General features: G+C 61.4%; 15 protein-coding genes. 10 read left to right on the top strand and 5 right to left on the bottom strand.

Going from position 1 to position 15,713, the window contains the following annotated elements:
- Both ACQY1P_RS16645 and mqo read right to left on the bottom strand, forming a co-directional pair.
- Complete coding sequence (locus ACQY1P_RS16645; protein WP_174196380.1) at positions 1-708, bottom strand: glutathione S-transferase N-terminal domain-containing protein; 708 nt, start codon at positions 706-708, stop codon at positions 1-3.
- A 159-nt stretch (positions 709-867) separates the two neighbouring features.
- Positions 868-2,532, bottom strand: a complete 1,665-nt coding sequence (gene mqo, locus ACQY1P_RS16640; protein WP_430256722.1) for a malate dehydrogenase (quinone) — start codon at positions 2,530-2,532, stop codon at positions 868-870.
- 255 nt (positions 2,533-2,787) lie between these two features.
- Here mqo and ACQY1P_RS16635 point away from each other — a divergent pair, with 255 nt between their 5' ends.
- From ACQY1P_RS16635 to map, 6 genes are all read left to right on the top strand, one after another.
- Entirely contained in the window at positions 2,788-3,813 is a 1,026-nt protein-coding gene (locus ACQY1P_RS16635) for an ABC transporter substrate-binding protein (protein WP_113110787.1), read from the top strand.
- A gap of 71 nt (positions 3,814-3,884) precedes the next feature.
- Positions 3,885-4,886, top strand: a complete 1,002-nt coding sequence (locus ACQY1P_RS16630; RefSeq protein WP_245341664.1) for a FecCD family ABC transporter permease — start codon at positions 3,885-3,887, stop codon at positions 4,884-4,886.
- Entirely contained in the window at positions 4,883-5,644 is a 762-nt protein-coding gene (locus tag ACQY1P_RS16625) for an ABC transporter ATP-binding protein (protein WP_430254467.1), read from the top strand. Before ACQY1P_RS16630 ends, ACQY1P_RS16625 begins: the two co-directional genes overlap by 4 nt.
- Positions 5,645-5,735: 91 nt before the next feature.
- The gene (locus ACQY1P_RS16620) at positions 5,736-6,200 is read left to right on the top strand and encodes an SRPBCC family protein (RefSeq protein ID WP_430254465.1); all 465 of its coding nucleotides are present in this window, start codon (positions 5,736-5,738) and stop codon (positions 6,198-6,200) included.
- Positions 6,201-6,422: 222 nt separating this feature from the next.
- Positions 6,423-7,466 carry an LLM class flavin-dependent oxidoreductase gene (locus tag ACQY1P_RS16615; RefSeq protein ID WP_430254463.1) on the top strand — a complete coding sequence of 348 codons (1,044 nt, stop codon included), beginning with the start codon at positions 6,423-6,425 and terminating at the stop codon, positions 7,464-7,466.
- A 58-nt stretch (positions 7,467-7,524) separates the two neighbouring features.
- Positions 7,525-8,283: a type I methionyl aminopeptidase gene (gene map, locus ACQY1P_RS16610; RefSeq protein WP_062582832.1), complete on the top strand. Its 759-nt coding sequence runs from the start codon at positions 7,525-7,527 to the stop codon at positions 8,281-8,283.
- 53 nt (positions 8,284-8,336) lie between these two features.
- On the opposite strand, the gene ACQY1P_RS16605 is transcribed toward map, so the two are convergent.
- Positions 8,337-8,552 (bottom strand): hypothetical protein, encoded by a 216-nt coding sequence (locus tag ACQY1P_RS16605; protein WP_062455558.1) that lies wholly within the window; start codon positions 8,550-8,552, stop codon positions 8,337-8,339.
- 306 nt (positions 8,553-8,858) lie between these two features.
- On the opposite strand from ACQY1P_RS16605, the gene ACQY1P_RS16600 reads away from it, so the two are divergent.
- On the top strand, positions 8,859-10,046 hold the full coding sequence (locus ACQY1P_RS16600) for a YbfB/YjiJ family MFS transporter (protein WP_209901446.1): 1,188 nt from the start codon (positions 8,859-8,861) through the stop codon (positions 10,044-10,046).
- A 129-nt stretch (positions 10,047-10,175) separates the two neighbouring features.
- On the top strand, positions 10,176-11,450 hold the full coding sequence (sbmA, locus tag ACQY1P_RS16595) for a peptide antibiotic transporter SbmA (RefSeq protein WP_430254460.1): 1,275 nt from the start codon (positions 10,176-10,178) through the stop codon (positions 11,448-11,450).
- A gap of 359 nt (positions 11,451-11,809) precedes the next feature.
- On the opposite strand, the gene ACQY1P_RS16590 is transcribed toward sbmA, so the two are convergent.
- The gene (locus ACQY1P_RS16590) at positions 11,810-12,175 is read right to left on the bottom strand and encodes a VanZ family protein (protein ID WP_430254459.1); all 366 of its coding nucleotides are present in this window, start codon (positions 12,173-12,175) and stop codon (positions 11,810-11,812) included.
- Between the two features lie 75 nt (positions 12,176-12,250).
- On the bottom strand, positions 12,251-13,237 hold the full coding sequence (locus ACQY1P_RS16585; RefSeq protein ID WP_430254457.1) for a polysaccharide deacetylase: 987 nt from the start codon (positions 13,235-13,237) through the stop codon (positions 12,251-12,253).
- 215 nt (positions 13,238-13,452) lie between these two features.
- Between ACQY1P_RS16585 and ACQY1P_RS16580 the strand changes: the two genes are divergently transcribed.
- Positions 13,453-14,124 carry a tetratricopeptide repeat protein gene (locus ACQY1P_RS16580; protein WP_062455572.1) on the top strand — a complete coding sequence of 224 codons (672 nt, stop codon included), beginning with the start codon at positions 13,453-13,455 and terminating at the stop codon, positions 14,122-14,124.
- 30 nt (positions 14,125-14,154) lie between these two features.
- Positions 14,155-15,585, top strand: a complete 1,431-nt coding sequence (der, locus tag ACQY1P_RS16575; RefSeq protein WP_062455575.1) for a ribosome biogenesis GTPase Der — start codon at positions 14,155-14,157, stop codon at positions 15,583-15,585.
- The last annotated feature ends 128 nt before the right edge of the window (positions 15,586-15,713 follow it).

Here is a 15,713-nt window from a genome sequence, read left to right as displayed (position 1 = left end):
TCAGGCGGGGCGTTTCGGGATGTCCAGTCCGCGCTGCACGGCGGGACGGGCTAGGCCGCGTTCCAGCCATTTCGGCACATGGACGAGCTCGTCATAGCCGACGAGGTCGCCGGCACCGTAAAAGCCGATAAGGTTGCGAACCCATCCGAGCATGGAAATGTCGGCGATCGTGTATTCGTCGCCCATCACCCAGTCGCGCCCGGCGAGCCGGGTTTCCAGCACGCGGATCAGCCGGGCGCTCTCCTTGGCGTATCGGTCACGCGGGCGCTTGTCTTCGAAATCCTTGCCGGCGAATTTGTGGAAGAAGCCGAGCTGGCCGAACATCGGACCGAGCCCGCCCATCTGGAACATCACCCACTGGATCGCCTCGTAACGGCCGGCCGGGTCGGCGGGCAGAAACTGTCCCGTCTTTTCGGCAAGATAGATCAGGATCGCACCCGATTCGAACAGCGCCAGAGGTTTGCCGCCGGGACCATCCGGATCGAGGATTGCCGGGATCTTGCCGTTCGGGTTGAGCGACAGGTACTCCGGCTCCCAGGTCTCGTTCGCGCCGATATTGATGAAATGCGGCTCGTAAGCCAGGCCCGTCTCCTCCAGCATGATCGAAACCTTCACGCCATTCGGCGTGGGCGTCGAATAGAGCTGAAGGACTTGAGGGTTTTGGGCGGGCCAGCGGGTGGTGATCGGATAAGCGGAAAGATCGGCCATGGGGGATCCTCGGGTTGAACTATCCAGAACACCCTAGTTCGGTGACTGTCCGTGGAAAAGAGGAAACGTTTCCGTGGCTGTCAGCCCGAATTGCACCACAAAAAAGCCGGGCGTCCTTGCGGACACCCGGCTCCATTCATTCCGTCCAGGCCGCCGCGATTACAAAGCGATGTCCGGGACTTTCTTGACGTCGCCAGCGGGAGTTACCGTTGCGCTGGCGGCGGCTGCTGCGTTGACCGCCGGGGAGGCGATGGCCAGCTGCAGACGGGCTTCCGTGGCGGCCCATGCCTTGGCAAGCATGTCCGGGTTCTCGTTCAGCTTCTGGCCGTAGCTCGGAACGATCGTGTGGACGCGTTCCTGCCATTCCGGTGTCTTCAGCTTTTCGGCGAACACCTTCTTCAGAACGTCGAGCATGATCGGGGCTGCGGTCGAGGCGCCAGGCGAAGCGCCGAGAAGGGCTGCGATCGAGCCGTCCTTGGCTGCGACGATCTCGGTGCCGAGCTTCAGCACGCCGCCCTTGACGGGATCGCGCTTGATGATCTGCACGCGCTGGCCGGCCTGCCACAGGCGCCAGTCCTCGGCCTTGGCATTGGGGAAGTAGACCTTGAGCGCTTCGAAGCGGTCTTCGTCGGACATGATCAGCTGGCCGGCGAGATACTGGACGAGCGCGAACTCGTCGGTGCCGACCTTGACCATCGGCCAGATGTTGTCGAGCGTGACCGAAGCCGGCAGATCGAACAGCGAGCCTTCCTTGAGGTACTTCGTCGAGAAGGTGGCGAAGGGGCCGAACAGGATGTGGCGCTTGCCTTCGAGCACGCGCGTGTCGAGATGCGGCACCGACATCGGCGGAGCGCCGGTCTCGGCCTGGCCATAGGCCTTGGCAAGGTGGCGTTCGACGATCTCAGGCTTGTCGCAGACGAGGAACGAGCCACCGACCGGGAAGCCGGCATAGTCGTCGCCTTCCGGAATGCCGGACATCTGCAGAAGCGGCAATGCGCCGCCGCCGGCACCGATAAAGACGAATTTCGCCCGGACCGTTTCGGATGCGCCGGTGTCACGGTTGGAATAGCTGACCGTCCAGGTGCCGTCGTCGTTCTTCTGCATGTCGTCGACTTCCGACGAGGTGCGCAGGGTGAACGTCTGCTGGGCCTTCAGGTGCGCCACGTACTGGCGGGTGATTTCGCCCCACTCGACGTCGGTGCCGAGCGGGCTCCAGGTGACGGCGAGCTTCTGGTTCGCGTCACGGCCTTCCATCATCAGCGGAACCCATTCGGCGATCTTGGCGTGATCGTTGGAGAATTCCATGCCGGAGAAGAGCGGGCTCGCCTTCAGCGCTTCGAAGCGCTTGGCCAGGAACGCGGTGTTGTCTTCGCCCCAGACAAAGCTCATGTGCGGCGTCGAGTTGATGAACGAGCGCGGATCCTTCAGAACGCCGACATCCACCTGGTGGGCGAGGAACTGACGGGTGACCTGGAACGCTTCGTTGATTTCGATTGCGCGGTTGATCTGGACATTGCCGTTGCTGTCCATCGGCGAATAATTGAGTTCGGCGAGCGCCGAGTGGCCGGTGCCGGCGTTGTTCCAGCCGTTGGAGCTTTCCATCGCGACCTTGTCGAGGCGCTCGATCATTTCGATCGTCCAGGTCGGCTCGAGCTGCGAGATGAGAACGCCGAGCGTGGCGCTCATGATGCCGCCGCCGACGAGGAGAACGTCGACCGTCTTTTCGGGAGAGGTGGTTTGCGCCCAGCTCGGAAGCGTCGTTGCGCCAAGTGCAGCAGCGCCGCCCGCAGCGGAGCCGAGAAGCTGGCGACGGCTGACCGCCATGCCGCTTGTGGAGGACGAAATGTTATTGTTCTTGGAAGGCATCGCCACCTCGGAATTGTTGGTGTTTCGCTCCTCCCGCGGCGGTCTCTAAGGGATTTATCATAGACCGACAAGCCCCCGTTGCGGCATTTTGTCGGTAGGACAGCGTGACGCGGCGGCTGTTCTTCAAAAGATGATTGAATTCATCTTGTTTTGATCCGGCGGCGTGGATATAGGGCGCGTGCGCCCATCGTCCTTCAATAGGGAACCACTCTCGTGACAGCGATTAAGTCTCTTCTGGCCGTCTCCGGCCTTTGCGCCGCTCTTGGTCTCGCGACTGCCGATCTTGCCGAGGCGGCAACCCAGTACCCGCTGACGATCGACAATTGCGGCGCTTCCGTCACCTTCCATAAGGCCCCGGAACGGGCCGTCGGACTTGGCCAGAACAGCGCGGAAATCCTGCTGATGCTCGGGCTCGAGGACAGGATGGTCGGAACCGCTTTCTGGCCGAGCAAGGTTCTGCCGCAACTGGAAGAAGCCAATGCCAAGGTGAAGCTGCTGACTGTCGAATTCCCGACATTCGAGAGCATTCTGGCGCAGAACCCGGATTTTGCCGCCGCCGCGCTGCCGAGCCTGATCGGCCCGACCAGCAAGGTTGCCAAGCGCGAGGATTTCGAGAAAGTCGGCGTCCCCACCTATATCTCGCCCAGCACCTGCCTTTCCACCGAAAAGGTGAAGAACGAATACGGCAGCCGCGACCAGCTTTGGAATATGGACCTGCTCTATAAGGAGATCGCCGAGCTTTCGCAGATCTTCGACGTTTCCGAGCGTGGCGAAGCGGTCATCGCCGATTTCAAGGCGCGTGAGGCAGCCCTTCGTTCGAGCGTTGCCAAGGACGGCAAGACACTCTCCTACCTGTTCTGGTTCTCCAGCCAGTCGCCGACCGCCGATGCCTATCTCGGCGGCAAGAACGCGGCCTCCGGCTTTATCGCCGATCTCTTGGGCGGCAAGAATGCCGTGACGGCGGAAGCCGAATGGCCGACGCTTGGATGGGAAAGCATCATCGCTGCCAATCCCGATGTGATCGTGGTCGCCAATCTCGACCGCAACCGTTGGGAGCTGGACAAGCCGGACGCCAAGATCAAGTTCCTGACCACCGATCCGGCCGTCAGCCAGATCACGGCGGTGAAGAACAAGGCGATGGTGGTGATGGACGGTCAGGCGATGAACCCGACCATCCGCACGATCTACGGCGCCGAACAGGTGGCCTCGCAGCTCAAGGCGCTTGGTCTCCTGAAGTGAGCGAAACGCAGCGACCGATCCCGCAGCAAAGCCGGCATACGGGCCGGCAGAACGGGCGGCAGCTTGCCGTCCTGTTCGGCCTGCTGCTGGCGTCGCTCGCCGCCATCGGTCTCGTGGTCGGAGTGAGCGTCGGGATCGGCGACCTGCCGATCCCGCTTTCGACGACCTATGCCGCGATCACCAACCGGCTGGGCTGGACGGCGATCGCGCTCAACCGCATCCACGAGACGGTCATCTGGGACTACCGCCTCAGCCGGGCGCTGGTCGCATCCTTCTGCGGCGCGGGTCTCGCGCTGTCTGGCGCCATCATGCAGTCGCTGCTGCGCAATCCCTTGGCTGAACCCTATGTGCTCGGCATTTCCGCCGGTGCCTCCACCGGGGCTGTGGCAATCGTCATTCTCGGCCTCGGTGCCGGAACGGTGTCGCTTTCGGCCGGTGCCTTTGCCGGCGCGTTCGCGGCGTTCTTTTTCGTAGCGTTGCTGTCGAACGGCGCGCGTGGCGGGGCGGATCGCACCATTCTTGCGGGCGTAGCGGCATCGCAGCTGTTCAACGCGGCAACCTCCTATATCGTTACCACATCCGGCAATGCGCAGCAGGCGCGTGACGTGATGTTCTGGCTGCTCGGCAGTTTCGGCGGCGTGCGCTGGCCGGAATTCATGCTCGTCTCGGTCATCGTCGGCGTGTGCCTGATCGTCTGCCTGTTCTATGCGCGGGTGCTCGACGCGTTTGCCTTCGGAGACGAGGCGGCCGCCTCGCTCGGCGTCAATGTCGGTCGGGCCCGCATCGTGCTGTTTGCGCTGACGGCGATCATGACGGCGACGATCGTCTCGATGGTTGGAACGATCGGCTTTGTCGGTCTCGTCGTGCCGCATGCGGCGAGGTTCATCGTCGGGCCTTTGCATATCCGGCTGCTGCCGGCCTGCGCCATCGTCGGTGCAATCTTCATGGTGCTGGCCGATATCGCCTCGCGGGCGCTGATCCCGCAGCAGGTTCTGCCGATCGGCGTCGTCACGGCTTTGGTCGGCGTGCCGTTCTTCTCCGTCATTCTCTACCGGTTCCAGAAGTCGTCATGAGTATCAGAGCGGAAAATCTCAGCTGGAAGATCGGCCGCAAGACCATTCTCGACGGCGTGTCCTTCGCGGCCGAACCTGGCAAGATGGTCGGGCTTCTCGGGCCGAACGGATCGGGCAAGACCTCGCTTTTGCGCCTGATCGCCGGACTGAAGACGCCGCATTCGGGCAAAGTGACGCTCGATGGCCGCGATATCGGCACGATCGGCCGTCGGTCTATCGCCCAAAGGGTGGCGTTCGTGGAGCAGCATGCGACGACCAATTCCAGCCTGCGGGTCATCGACGTGGTCAAGCTCGGGCGGTTTCCGCACCGGTCGATGTTTTCGGGCTGGTCGATCGCCGACGACGAGGCGGTGAGTGAGGCGCTGGAACGCTCCGGCATGGTGGAAAAGCGAAACGATCGCTGGCAGAGCCTGTCGGGCGGCGAGCGGCAGCGTGTGCATATCGCACGGGCGCTGGCGCAATCGCCAAAGGAACTGATCCTCGACGAGCCGACCAACCATCTCGACGTCCAGCATCAGATCAGCCTCATGCGGCTGGTTGCCGGTCTGCCGGTGACAAGCGTGATCGCGCTGCACGACCTCAACCATGCGGCGATGTTCTGCGACAGCCTGATCATCCTGCAGCAGGGCAGGATCGTTGCATCAGGGACACCGGAGGAGATCATCACGCAGGAGCTGCTGCGCGATGTGTTTTCGGTCGATGCGCGGGTGGAAACCTCGTCGCATCACGGACGGCCGCATATCCACTATCTGCGATAGATCCGAAAACCTCGTATTCGCGCTTCCCTTGCGACGCATTCGTTGTAGGCTCATGCCCTCAGCACGTTGAACACGCACGGGAGAGAGACGGATGACACACGCCGCATATGCACTTCAGATCGTCCGCGAGTTCGATGTGCCGGCCGAGAAACTCTACAAGGTCTGGACGACGCCGGAACGGTTCGGCGAGTGGTTCTGCCCGCTGCCCTGGAAAGTGACGCAGGCGCGCGCCGACCTTCGTCCCGGCGGCGAGAGTTTCGTGCTGATGCAGGGGCCGGAAGGCGAAACGGTGCCGAATGCCGGAGTCTATCTGGAAGTCGTGCCGAACAAAAAGATCGTGTTCACCGATGCCTATACGGCCGGATGGGTGCCGTCGGCCAAGCCGTTCATGACCGGGATTATCGAGTTCGAGGATATCGGCGGCGGACGCTCACGCTATACGGCGACTTCCGTTCACTGGTCCGAAGAAGACATGATCGCTCACCGCGACCTGGGCTTCGAGCAGGGTTGGGGCGTGGTTGCGGACCAGATGGCCGAGATTGCCAAGAAGATGTAGGTTTCACCGAGTCCTTTCAAGCTGTTGGGCCCTATTGCTCGTGTCCTTAATCCGCCAACGGTGCGGCTGACGACGTGAATCCGGGTTTGCCTTCAACTGTCTGAAAACGGATTCCTTTTTGCCTATCCACTCAATCGAACGAACCGTTCGAGAAAATCCGGTTTGCGGGATGTCTGTCCGGTGACTATGTGACTGGCATCAGCAACCGGATATCTTCTGACGATGGAACTCGGCCTTTACACTTTCGGTGATCTCGACCCGACCACGCTCAACAAGGGTGGGGAGGCGGCACGGCGGGTGACGAACCTTCTCGAAGAGATCGAGCTTGCCGACCAGGTGGGGCTTGACGTGTTCGGGCTCGGCGAACATCACCGGGCCGACTATGTGATATCGTCACCGGCGACGGTGCTTGCGGCGGCGGCCGTGCGCACCAAAAACATCCGGCTGACGAGCGCGGTGACGGTTCTGTCTTCGGAAGATCCGGTGCGGGTGTTTCAGGAGTTTGCGACCGTCGACCTGATCTCCGGCGGCCGGGCCGAGATCATGGCCGGGCGCGGCTCGTTCATCGAATCCTTCCCGCTGTTCGGCTACGACCTTGGCGATTACGACGACCTGTTTTCGGAAAAGCTCGATCTGCTGCTCGCGCTGCGCGACAACGAGATCGTGACCTGGCAGGGCGAAAAGCGTGCGCCGATCAATGGCCGTGGCGTCTATCCGCGGCCGTTGCAGAACCAGATGCCGGTGTGGATCGCGGTTGGCGGCACGCCGCAATCGGTGGCGCGGGCCGGCGCCATGGGCCTGCCGCTTGCGGTCGCCATCATCGGCGGGGAATATCCGCGCTTTGCGCCGTTCTTCAAGCTTTACCGGGAGGCGGCGACGCGGGCCGGGCATGATGCCGGCGCGTTGCCGACCAGCATCGCTGTTCATGGGTTCATTGCCGATACGACCGATATGGCTGCCCAGCAGTTCTACGGGCCGCAGGCCGCGGTGATGGACCGGATCGGCCGCGAGCGCGGCTGGGGGCCGACCAACCGGGCGCATTTCGACCAGGCCCGTGGTCCGATCGGCAATCTCTTTGTCGGCGAGCCGGAGCTGGTGGCGGAAAAGATCATCGCTGCCCACACGGTGTTCGGCATGAGCCGTTTCATGCTGCAGATGGCGATCGGCCTGATGCCGCATGACCAGATCATGCGCGGCATTGAACTCTACGGCACGAAAGTGGCGCCGATCGTCAGAAAAGAGATCGGGAGCCCAAAAAGCATTTGACGGGCCGGGTCGTTGGCGCGAAACCGGCGACCTTACAGAGAGTGGACGTGCGGGACGGATGATCATTTCGAACGAAGACGAGCTTGCAAAGCTCAAGGAGATCGGCAGGCTTTGCGCCCGTGCGGTGGATCTCATGGGCAAGGCGCTCGAACCCGGGATCACCACCCGTGAACTGGATGCGATCGGCCGCAAGCTTCTGGAAGACAACGGCGCGCAGTCGGCCCCGGAACATGACTACCAGTTTCCCGGCGCGACCTGCATTTCCGTCAACGAGGAAGTGGCGCACGGCATTCCGGGCGACCGGGCGATTGCGGCGGGCGATCTCGTCAATATCGACGTTTCGGCGCTGAAGGATGGATTTTACGGCGATACAGGCGCGTCATTCTGCGTGCCGCCGGTCAAGCGCGAGGTCGAAAAGCTGTGCCGCGACGGCAAGCGGGCGCTGTGGACCGGGTTGCAGCAGGTGAAGACGGGAAAGCCGATTGCCGGCATCGGCAACGCGATCGGGGCGTTTGCCAAGAAGAACCGCTATACGCTGATCACCAATCTTTCCAGCCACGGCATCGGCCGCTCGCTGCACGAGGAGCCGGGTGAAGTGCCGACATGGCCGGATCCGCAGGAAAGCCGTATCATGGAGGAGGGGCTGGTGTTTACCATCGAGCCGTTCCTGTCTCTCGGCGGCGAATGGGCCGAAGACGGCGACGACAAGAGCGATCCGTGGACGCTCTACAGCGAACCCAAGGCGCCGACCGTACAGTTCGAGCACACGATCGTGGTGACGCGCAACGGGCCGCTGATCCTGACGCTGGCAGACTAGGCTATCCTAGCTCTGTCAGCAGACCGGCCGAAGAGTCGGCCGTGTCGATCCGATCAGCTTTTCTTGTGTTTGCTGCAGACGATATCCAGCCTGCGATAGAAAGCGTCGGCGCGCTCCTGATTGAGCTTGTCCATCATCAGGCTGGTCTGGCGACGGGCAGCGCTTTCGAGCAACTGGGCAAAAGCCGCGTTGCCGATCTGGTCGGCCTCGCGCAGCTGCGAGATCAAAGGGTCGGACATCACGTCCGAACGGGTAAGATCCTGGTTCATCAATATAAACTCCATCATCCCTACAAAATCGATCCGAACACCTGAAACGGCATTCGAAGGGTACGATGCGTAGATTTCCTAAAATGAACGCCGGCCAGGACATCCGAATCACCGGAGCCCCTGTCGACCTTCATATAATGCCCGTCATTCGTGTCAGCAAAGCGACAGAAGTCGTGATTTGTGGTGTCGGGAATGGGATTGCAGGTGATCCGAATTTGAGGCTGCCCGACCACCCATCAGCGCTCGTCATCGCAGCGATGACAATTTCTGCATTGTGCAGCGCAACCGCCGCTGGGATAAGGCGGCATGTTGCAGATCTCTACGCCTCAGGTTCGAACCCCCCTTATGATCGGCGTGTCCGGCGGCGTTGCGATGGCGGCGGCGATGGGGTTCGGGCGGTTCTTCTATACACCGGTGCTGCCGGGGATGATTGCGGGCATCCCGATCTCGGCTGCCGATGCGGGTACGATTGCAGCCGGTAACTTTGCGGGTTATCTGGCCGGTGCCTTGCTTTCGGCCTATGGCTGGGCGTCAGGTCGCGAGCGGCAGGTGGCGCTCGGAGGATTGCTGGCGACAGCGGTTCTTCTGGCGGCCATGGGTCTTTCGACATCGGTCACGGTGTTTGTGGTGATCCGTTTTCTCGCCGGGCTTGCTAGTGCGTTTTCGATGATCTTCACCTCGGCCGTGGTGCTGCCGCATGCGGCGGGCCGTCCGACTGTCGGCATGCTGCATTACGGTGGCGTGGGCGCCGGCATCGCGCTGTCTTCGGCGCTTGCCTTCATCGTCAACACGGTGGCGGGTGATGCGGCGCACGGGTGGCGGATCAACTGGTTTGCGGGTGCGGCAATCGCGTTTCTTGTCTTCCTCCTGGTGTCGCGCGGATTGCCGCGGCCGGCCGGGGAGACGCGGGTACCCGTCGAGCCCAGGCTCGTCTGGAACCGTCCGCTCGTGCTGATAACGCTGTCCTATGGCCTGTTCGGCTTCGGTTATGTGATTACCGCCACCTTTCTTGTCGCGATTGCGCGGATGGGCAATGCCGGGTCGGTGGTCGAGTTTCTGGCCTGGTTCGTTACCGGGTGTGCGGCCACGGTTTCGCTGTTTGCCTGGCAGCCATTCGTCAGGCGGCTGGGGCTCGGGGCCGCCTATTGCGCCGCCATCGCGTTGCTGTGGCTCGGCGTGCTCGGCTCGGTGATACTGCCTGCGGTTCCAGGTGCGCTGTTCGGCGGGTTGCTGCTTGGGGCAACATTCATGGTCGTTACCGCCTACGGGCTGCAGCTCGGCCGCCAGCTTGCGCCGCAAAGCCCGCGCCGCGCCTTTGCCTTCATGACCGCCGCCTTCGGCACCGGCCAGATCGTCGGGCCGCTCGTGGCGGGGTTTATAGCGGAGCGGAGCGGCAGTTTCACGCTACCGTCGCTGATTGCAGCCGGCGCCCTTGTCGTGTGCGTCGGGCTGGCATTGCCGCTGATCCGGTATGTGCCTCGACGGGACGCCTGAGGGCTGATGCTTACATTTATGTAACAATGGCGGGGAACCATTGCCGCTCCCTTGGAACTGCCTTAGTTTCCGGCCACATCGTCCACCCCGACATCATCCTAGAATCGAACTCAGGAAAGCGCGCGCTCCGTGTTCCACTCCTTCTTTCCCCGACCAAAACTGTTTTTCATCTCTGCATTCATCTGGTCCATGATAATGGTCGTCCTGTGGTATGCGGGTGGTTCCCAACTCGGCGGGAGTCTCGGTTTGACTGAGCCCGAAGGAAACCCTGCTCCAATAGGGATAGCGCTGTTCTGGTCTGCGCCATTCCTCTGGTTTTATGTTTACTATGGCATAGCAGTGGCGATTTTTGCAGCTTTTTGGTTCTGGTTCGAACCACATCCGTGGCAAATGTGGTCGATCCTCGGTAGTGCATTGATCATATTCGCCACGTATTTTTCAGTGCAGGTGAGCGTGGCTCTGAATGCCTGGTACGGGCCCTATTACGACCTTATTCAACAAGCACTGGCCAAGACGGCGCCGGTCACTACCGAGCAACTCTACACCGGGCTTCTTGGGGTTGTTGGAATCTTGTTTCTTGCCGTCACGGTTAGCGTGCTCAACCTTTTCTTTGTCAGCCATTACATTTTCCGTTGGCGGACTGCGATGAACCAGTTTTATATGGCTAACTGGGAGAAGCTGAGACATATCGAAGGTGCTTCGCAACGTGTACAAGAAGACACGATGCGGTTTTCCACGACCGTGGAAGGTCTAGGTGTTGGTTTCGTTCGCGCTATCATGACACTCATCGCATTCTTGCCTGTGTTGTTTACATTCTCCGAGACGATTACAGAGTTGCCAATCATCGGCGAGGTTCCGCATGCTTTGGTCTGGGCAGCAGTTCTCTGGTCGCTGTTTGGCACCGGTCTCCTCGCTCTCGTCGGCATCAAGCTTCCGGGGCTTGAGTTTCGAAATCAGCGCGTTGAGGCGGCATATCGCAAGGAGCTGGTTTACGGCGAGGACAACGAGGATAGAGCCCAGCCAGCAACTGTGGCCGAGCTCTTTGCGAATGTCAGAAAGAATTATTTCCGACTTTATTTTCACTACCTCTATTTCAACGTCGCGCGAATTTTCTACCTTCAGGCCGACAATCTCTACGGCCTCGTCGTCCTCATTCCATCGATTGCAGCAGGCAAGGTCACGCTAGGTCTCTTTACCCAGATCGGAAACGTATTCGAACAGGTAAGGGGTTCCTTCCAGTACTTAATCAACTCGTGGACGACGATCGTCGAGCTGATGTCGATTTATAAGCGTCTCAAAGCTTTCGAGGCCGTAATTTACAATGCCCCGCTGCCGGAGATCGACCGGAATTATCTGGTGCGTGAAGCCGAAGGCGGGGAGATGGCGGCGAACAAGCCGACCTGACCTGATCGTCGTTTCCAGATAACAGACAGCAGTTTTGGCCGCGCCGGGTGCCTAGTCCGGCGCGGTTTCTCGTTCAGGGGAAGGGCAGGCGGCGCAATAAGGGTATTTTGGAGTTCAGGCTTTCCGCCTGCCCGGGCCGTTTCCGATGATTTTCGGGATGCCGAAAACCCTCACGGCCATCATCGGAACCTGTTCTTTCGAACCTTTTGGTGATGCCGGTTCGCGAACCCGGTTTCCCGCCCGATGACGCAATCATTATCCCGCGGCCGGACAGCGTGAGGAAGAGCAGTTTTCAGAAAAATGATAATCCGTTGATTTCGAACGGAGATAACGTGCATTAGCGGATTTTTCGGACGCCTTTAGGCGACAGCTTTGCGGCGGAACCGCATCTGGTTCAGCGTCCAGCCGGCAAGGCAGCCGACGGCGGCGCCTGCGGCCTTGACCAATGCGTCATCCATATGGGCATGGCGCGAGGGCGACAGGAGCTGCAGCAGCTCGATGCCGCCAGCCCCGATCAAGAGCAGAACTGCGCAAAAAATCCACTGGCGCGGATAGGCGACGACGAAGAGGAAGGCCATCACGGCGAAGGCCGCCGCCCGGTCGACATCGACGGGCAGGAGGTCGTGCGGCCGCAGGTCGATCGGCGAGATCGTCACGAAGACGATTGCGGCGAGCGCCAGCCAGGCCAGGGTTCTGGCCGGATTTGCGAGAAGGCGGTTTGTCATCAGGGTGTCATACCGAACTATGCTGCATTGCGAAAATCGAATCGTCGCCCGCGGTTAACGGCGTCCAGCAGACGGCTACAGGCCGGACGTTGCCTTGGCCTTGCGACGTTCTGCGATCATGGGGATGGCCTGCTTGTAGCTGACGCAGGCGACATCGTCCCTATTGCAGACTTCCGAGACCAGCCGTTCCATCGCCCGCCAATAGGCACCGCCGTTCATCTCGACGAAGTGAAAGCCGAGCTGAACAGGAATGCGGTCACCGTCGTATTCGCGGTCGAAGGCGGCGCGGAACGCGGAATAGGCGCGGTCCTCGAACGTGGACGACTGGCTGGGATTGTCGATGCCGCCGGAATGGCGGATGAACAGGTTGTAGTCCATGGCGATGATCGGTCGCTGCGACGGGCCTTCGGGAATGAGCGGCAGGCCGAAGCGGATCAGCCCGTCCTCCTCTTCCGGCATCATCGGCCCCTTGGTGACAAGGCTTGCATCATAGGTAAAGCCCGCTTTTTTCTCGGCGGCAGTCATGCCGGCGCTGGTGGAGAAATAGGGCGCCCGAAAACCATGGATGTCGTTCGCCACGAAATCCTTCCAGCCGTCGGGTTCGCTTTCGCCAGCACCGACCGCCGTCCAGGCATTGCCGAGCACGCGCGAGAAGGTCGTCATCTCGGCGCTCCAGTCTGCCGCGGACCAGTCCTTGCCGTCGAAGTGGCCGCAGGTGTGGCTGGAAATGTCGTGGCCTTCCTGATGCGCCTGCCAGATATGGGAAAGCCGTTCTCGCGCTTCGTCTTTCGTCTGGGCAAAGCCGATATTGGAGCGGCCGGGCTTGTGGCCCGGTCCCTGATAGGTCGACCGCTCGGCGCGCGGGATCAGCAGGGTGCATGACAGGAAGTAGGTGAAGTGGGCGTTGTTGGCCCTCGCAAAATCGCGGCTGCGCTGCCAAAGGTGGTTGGGACCGGCGCCATCGAAGGAGACGATCAGCAACTGTTTCGGCCGCTCGTCTGCGCTCAACGCCGGGGAGGCGAGGCAGAGGCAAAGGGCGATGGAGGAAAAGAGCAAACGCATGGCAACCCGGTACTGTGTCCAAAGGGGAGAATCGAGGCGAATTTCCCTGCGCCCGGATTAAGGCGAAGCTTTGAATTGGGATATGATAGAAGGGACCAAGGCTCCTTGCATCAACAAGCTTGTTTGAGAATTGCGTGAGGGGCCTTACATCCTTAGCAAAATAAGCTATTAGGCGCTCTTTAGATGGATGGGGCCCCAGCAAGGCCGGAGTGATCATGGCGCAGAACGACGACAGCTTTTTCCGTGAGGTCAACGAAGAACTTCGTTCCGACCAGTTGCAGTATGTGTGGAAGCGCTATAGCCGTATCCTGATCGGCGTTGCCGTTCTTGTCGTCCTCGGCACGGCCGGCTGGCGCGGGTACGAATACTGGGAAAACCACGGTTCGTCGCAGTCGGGTGACCGGTTCATCGCGGCGCTCGATCTGGCCTCGAAAGGCAAGAACGACGAAGCGCTGGCAGCGCTGTCTGCGATCGAAAAGGATGGCTCCGGCGCATATCCGGTTCTCGCCAAGATGCGCGCCGGCTCGGTTCAGGCCGCCAAGGGCGATACCGGTGCTGCCATCTCCACCTTTACCGCGATCGGCGGCGACACTTCAGCGCCGGCCGCGATCCGCGATCTCGCAAAACTGCGTGCCGCATGGCTGCTGATCGATGCCGGCACCTACGATCAGGTGTCTGCACAGGCGCAGGCCATGGCCAACCAGGGCCAGACGCTTGCCAATTCCGCCCGCGAAGCACTGGGTCTTGCCGCCTACAAGGCCGGCAACATGGCGGAAGCCAAGACCTGGTTCCAGCGGATCGCCGAGGATGCCAGTGCGCCGCGCAACGTTGCCAACCGCGCCCAGATCATGCTCGACAACATCGCCGCATCCGGCAAGGCGCCCTGATTTTTCGCCACAGGGCAGCAAGGAACGACTATGAGCTTCACCGTCGCCATCGTAGGACGCCCGAATGTCGGCAAGTCCACGCTCTTCAACCGGCTGGTCGGCAAGAAGCTCGCGCTCGTCGACGATACGCCGGGCGTTACCCGTGACCGCCGCCCGGGCGATGCCAAGCTGATCGACCTCCGGTTCATCATCATCGATACGGCCGGTCTCGAAGAGGTCGGTCCCGATACGCTCGAGGGCCGCATGCGGGCCCAGACCGAGCTCGCCATCGAGGATGCCGACCTGACGCTGTTCGTGGTCGATGCGAAATTCGGTCTGACACCGCTCGACAAGACGTTCGGCGAACTGTTGCGCCGCAGCGGCAAGCCGGTCGTGCTGGTGGCCAACAAATCCGAAGCCAAGGGTTCCGACGGTGGCTTCTACGATGCCTATACGCTGGGTCTCGGCGAGCCGGTGCCGATTTCTGCCGAACACGGCCAGGGCATGATCGACCTGCGCGACGCGATCGTCGAGGCGATCGGCGAAGACCGGGCGTTTCCGGAAGGCGACGACGACGAGGCCGAGACGGATATCGACGTGCGCGACAGCGTGCTGGGCGAAGAGGCCGACGACGAGTTCGAGCCGGCCTATGACGATACCAAGCCGCTGCGGGTTGCCATTATCGGCCGTCCGAATGCCGGCAAGTCGACGCTGATCAACCGCTTCCTCGGCGAGGATCGGCTGCTGACCGGGCCGGAAGCCGGCATCACCCGCGACAGCATTTCCGTCGACTGGGAGTGGCGTGGCCGCACGATCAAGATGTTCGACACGGCCGGCATGCGCAAAAAGGCCCGCGTCCAGGAGAAGCTCGAAAAACTGTCCGTCGCCGACGCGCTGCGGTCGATCCGCTTTGCCGAGACGGTCGTGATTGTGTTCGACGCGACCATCCCGTTCGAGAAGCAGGACCTGCAGCTGGTCGATCTGGTGCTGCGCGAAGGACGCGCCGCCGTGCTCGCCTTCAACAAGTGGGATCTTGTCGAAGAGCCGCAGGCGGTGCTGGCCGAGCTGCGCGAAAAGACCGAGCGGCTGCTGCCGCAGGCGCGCGGCATCCGCGCCGTGCCGATTTCCGGCCAGACCGGTTATTCGCTCGACAAGCTGATGCAGAGCATCATCGACACCGACATGGTGTGGAACAAGCGCATCTCGACGGCCAAGCTCAATCGCTGGCTGGAAGGCACGCAGGTTCAGCATCCGCCACCGGCCGTTTCGGGCCGTCGCCTGAAGCTCAAATACATGACGCAGGTCAAGGCCCGCCCGCCGGCCTTCATGATTTCCTGCACGCGTCCCGATGCCCTGCCGGAAAGCTACATCCGCTATCTGACCAACGGCCTGCGCGCCGATTTCCAGATCCCGGGCGTGCCGATCCGCATTCACTTCAAGGCGGGCGAGAACCCGTTCGAAAACCGCCGCAAGAAGCGATAAACCTGCTCGGTGATCGCGTTTACCGCAGAACGTCGATCATCAGCAGCACGAGCGATTTCGCCAAATGGTTGAAATATAAGCCGGAACGCGGGCTGAACGCAGCGACCGCTCAGGCGTTTCGCGCTCTG

This window comes from Neorhizobium sp. DAR64872/K0K18 (genome assembly GCF_050500175.1).
Classification (GTDB): Bacteria; Pseudomonadota; Alphaproteobacteria; order Rhizobiales; family Rhizobiaceae; genus Neorhizobium; species Neorhizobium soli.
The sequence above is the reverse complement of the archived record's forward strand: the minus strand, read 5'-3'. Positions and strand labels throughout refer to the sequence as shown.

Coding starts and splice junctions, on each gene's coding strand:
- ACQY1P_RS16645 (WP_174196380.1), bottom strand. CDS start 708: ATGGCCGATCTTTCCGCTTATCCGATCACCACCCGCTGGCCCGCCCAA.
- mqo (WP_430256722.1), bottom strand. CDS start 2,532: ATGGCGGTCAGCCGTCGCCAGCTTCTCGGCTCCGCTGCGGGCGGCGCT.
- ACQY1P_RS16625 (WP_430254467.1), top strand. CDS start 4,883: ATGAGTATCAGAGCGGAAAATCTCAGCTGGAAGATCGGCCGCAAGACC.
- ACQY1P_RS16620 (WP_430254465.1), top strand. CDS start 5,736: ATGACACACGCCGCATATGCACTTCAGATCGTCCGCGAGTTCGATGTG.
- ACQY1P_RS16615 (WP_430254463.1), top strand. CDS start 6,423: ATGGAACTCGGCCTTTACACTTTCGGTGATCTCGACCCGACCACGCTC.
- map (WP_062582832.1), top strand. CDS start 7,525: ATGATCATTTCGAACGAAGACGAGCTTGCAAAGCTCAAGGAGATCGGC.
- ACQY1P_RS16605 (WP_062455558.1), bottom strand. CDS start 8,552: ATGAACCAGGATCTTACCCGTTCGGACGTGATGTCCGACCCTTTGATC.
- ACQY1P_RS16600 (WP_209901446.1), top strand. CDS start 8,859: ATGTTGCAGATCTCTACGCCTCAGGTTCGAACCCCCCTTATGATCGGC.
- ACQY1P_RS16590 (WP_430254459.1), bottom strand. CDS start 12,175: ATGACAAACCGCCTTCTCGCAAATCCGGCCAGAACCCTGGCCTGGCTG.
- ACQY1P_RS16585 (WP_430254457.1), bottom strand. CDS start 13,237: ATGCGTTTGCTCTTTTCCTCCATCGCCCTTTGCCTCTGCCTCGCCTCC.
- ACQY1P_RS16580 (WP_062455572.1), top strand. CDS start 13,453: ATGGCGCAGAACGACGACAGCTTTTTCCGTGAGGTCAACGAAGAACTT.
- der (WP_062455575.1), top strand. CDS start 14,155: ATGAGCTTCACCGTCGCCATCGTAGGACGCCCGAATGTCGGCAAGTCC.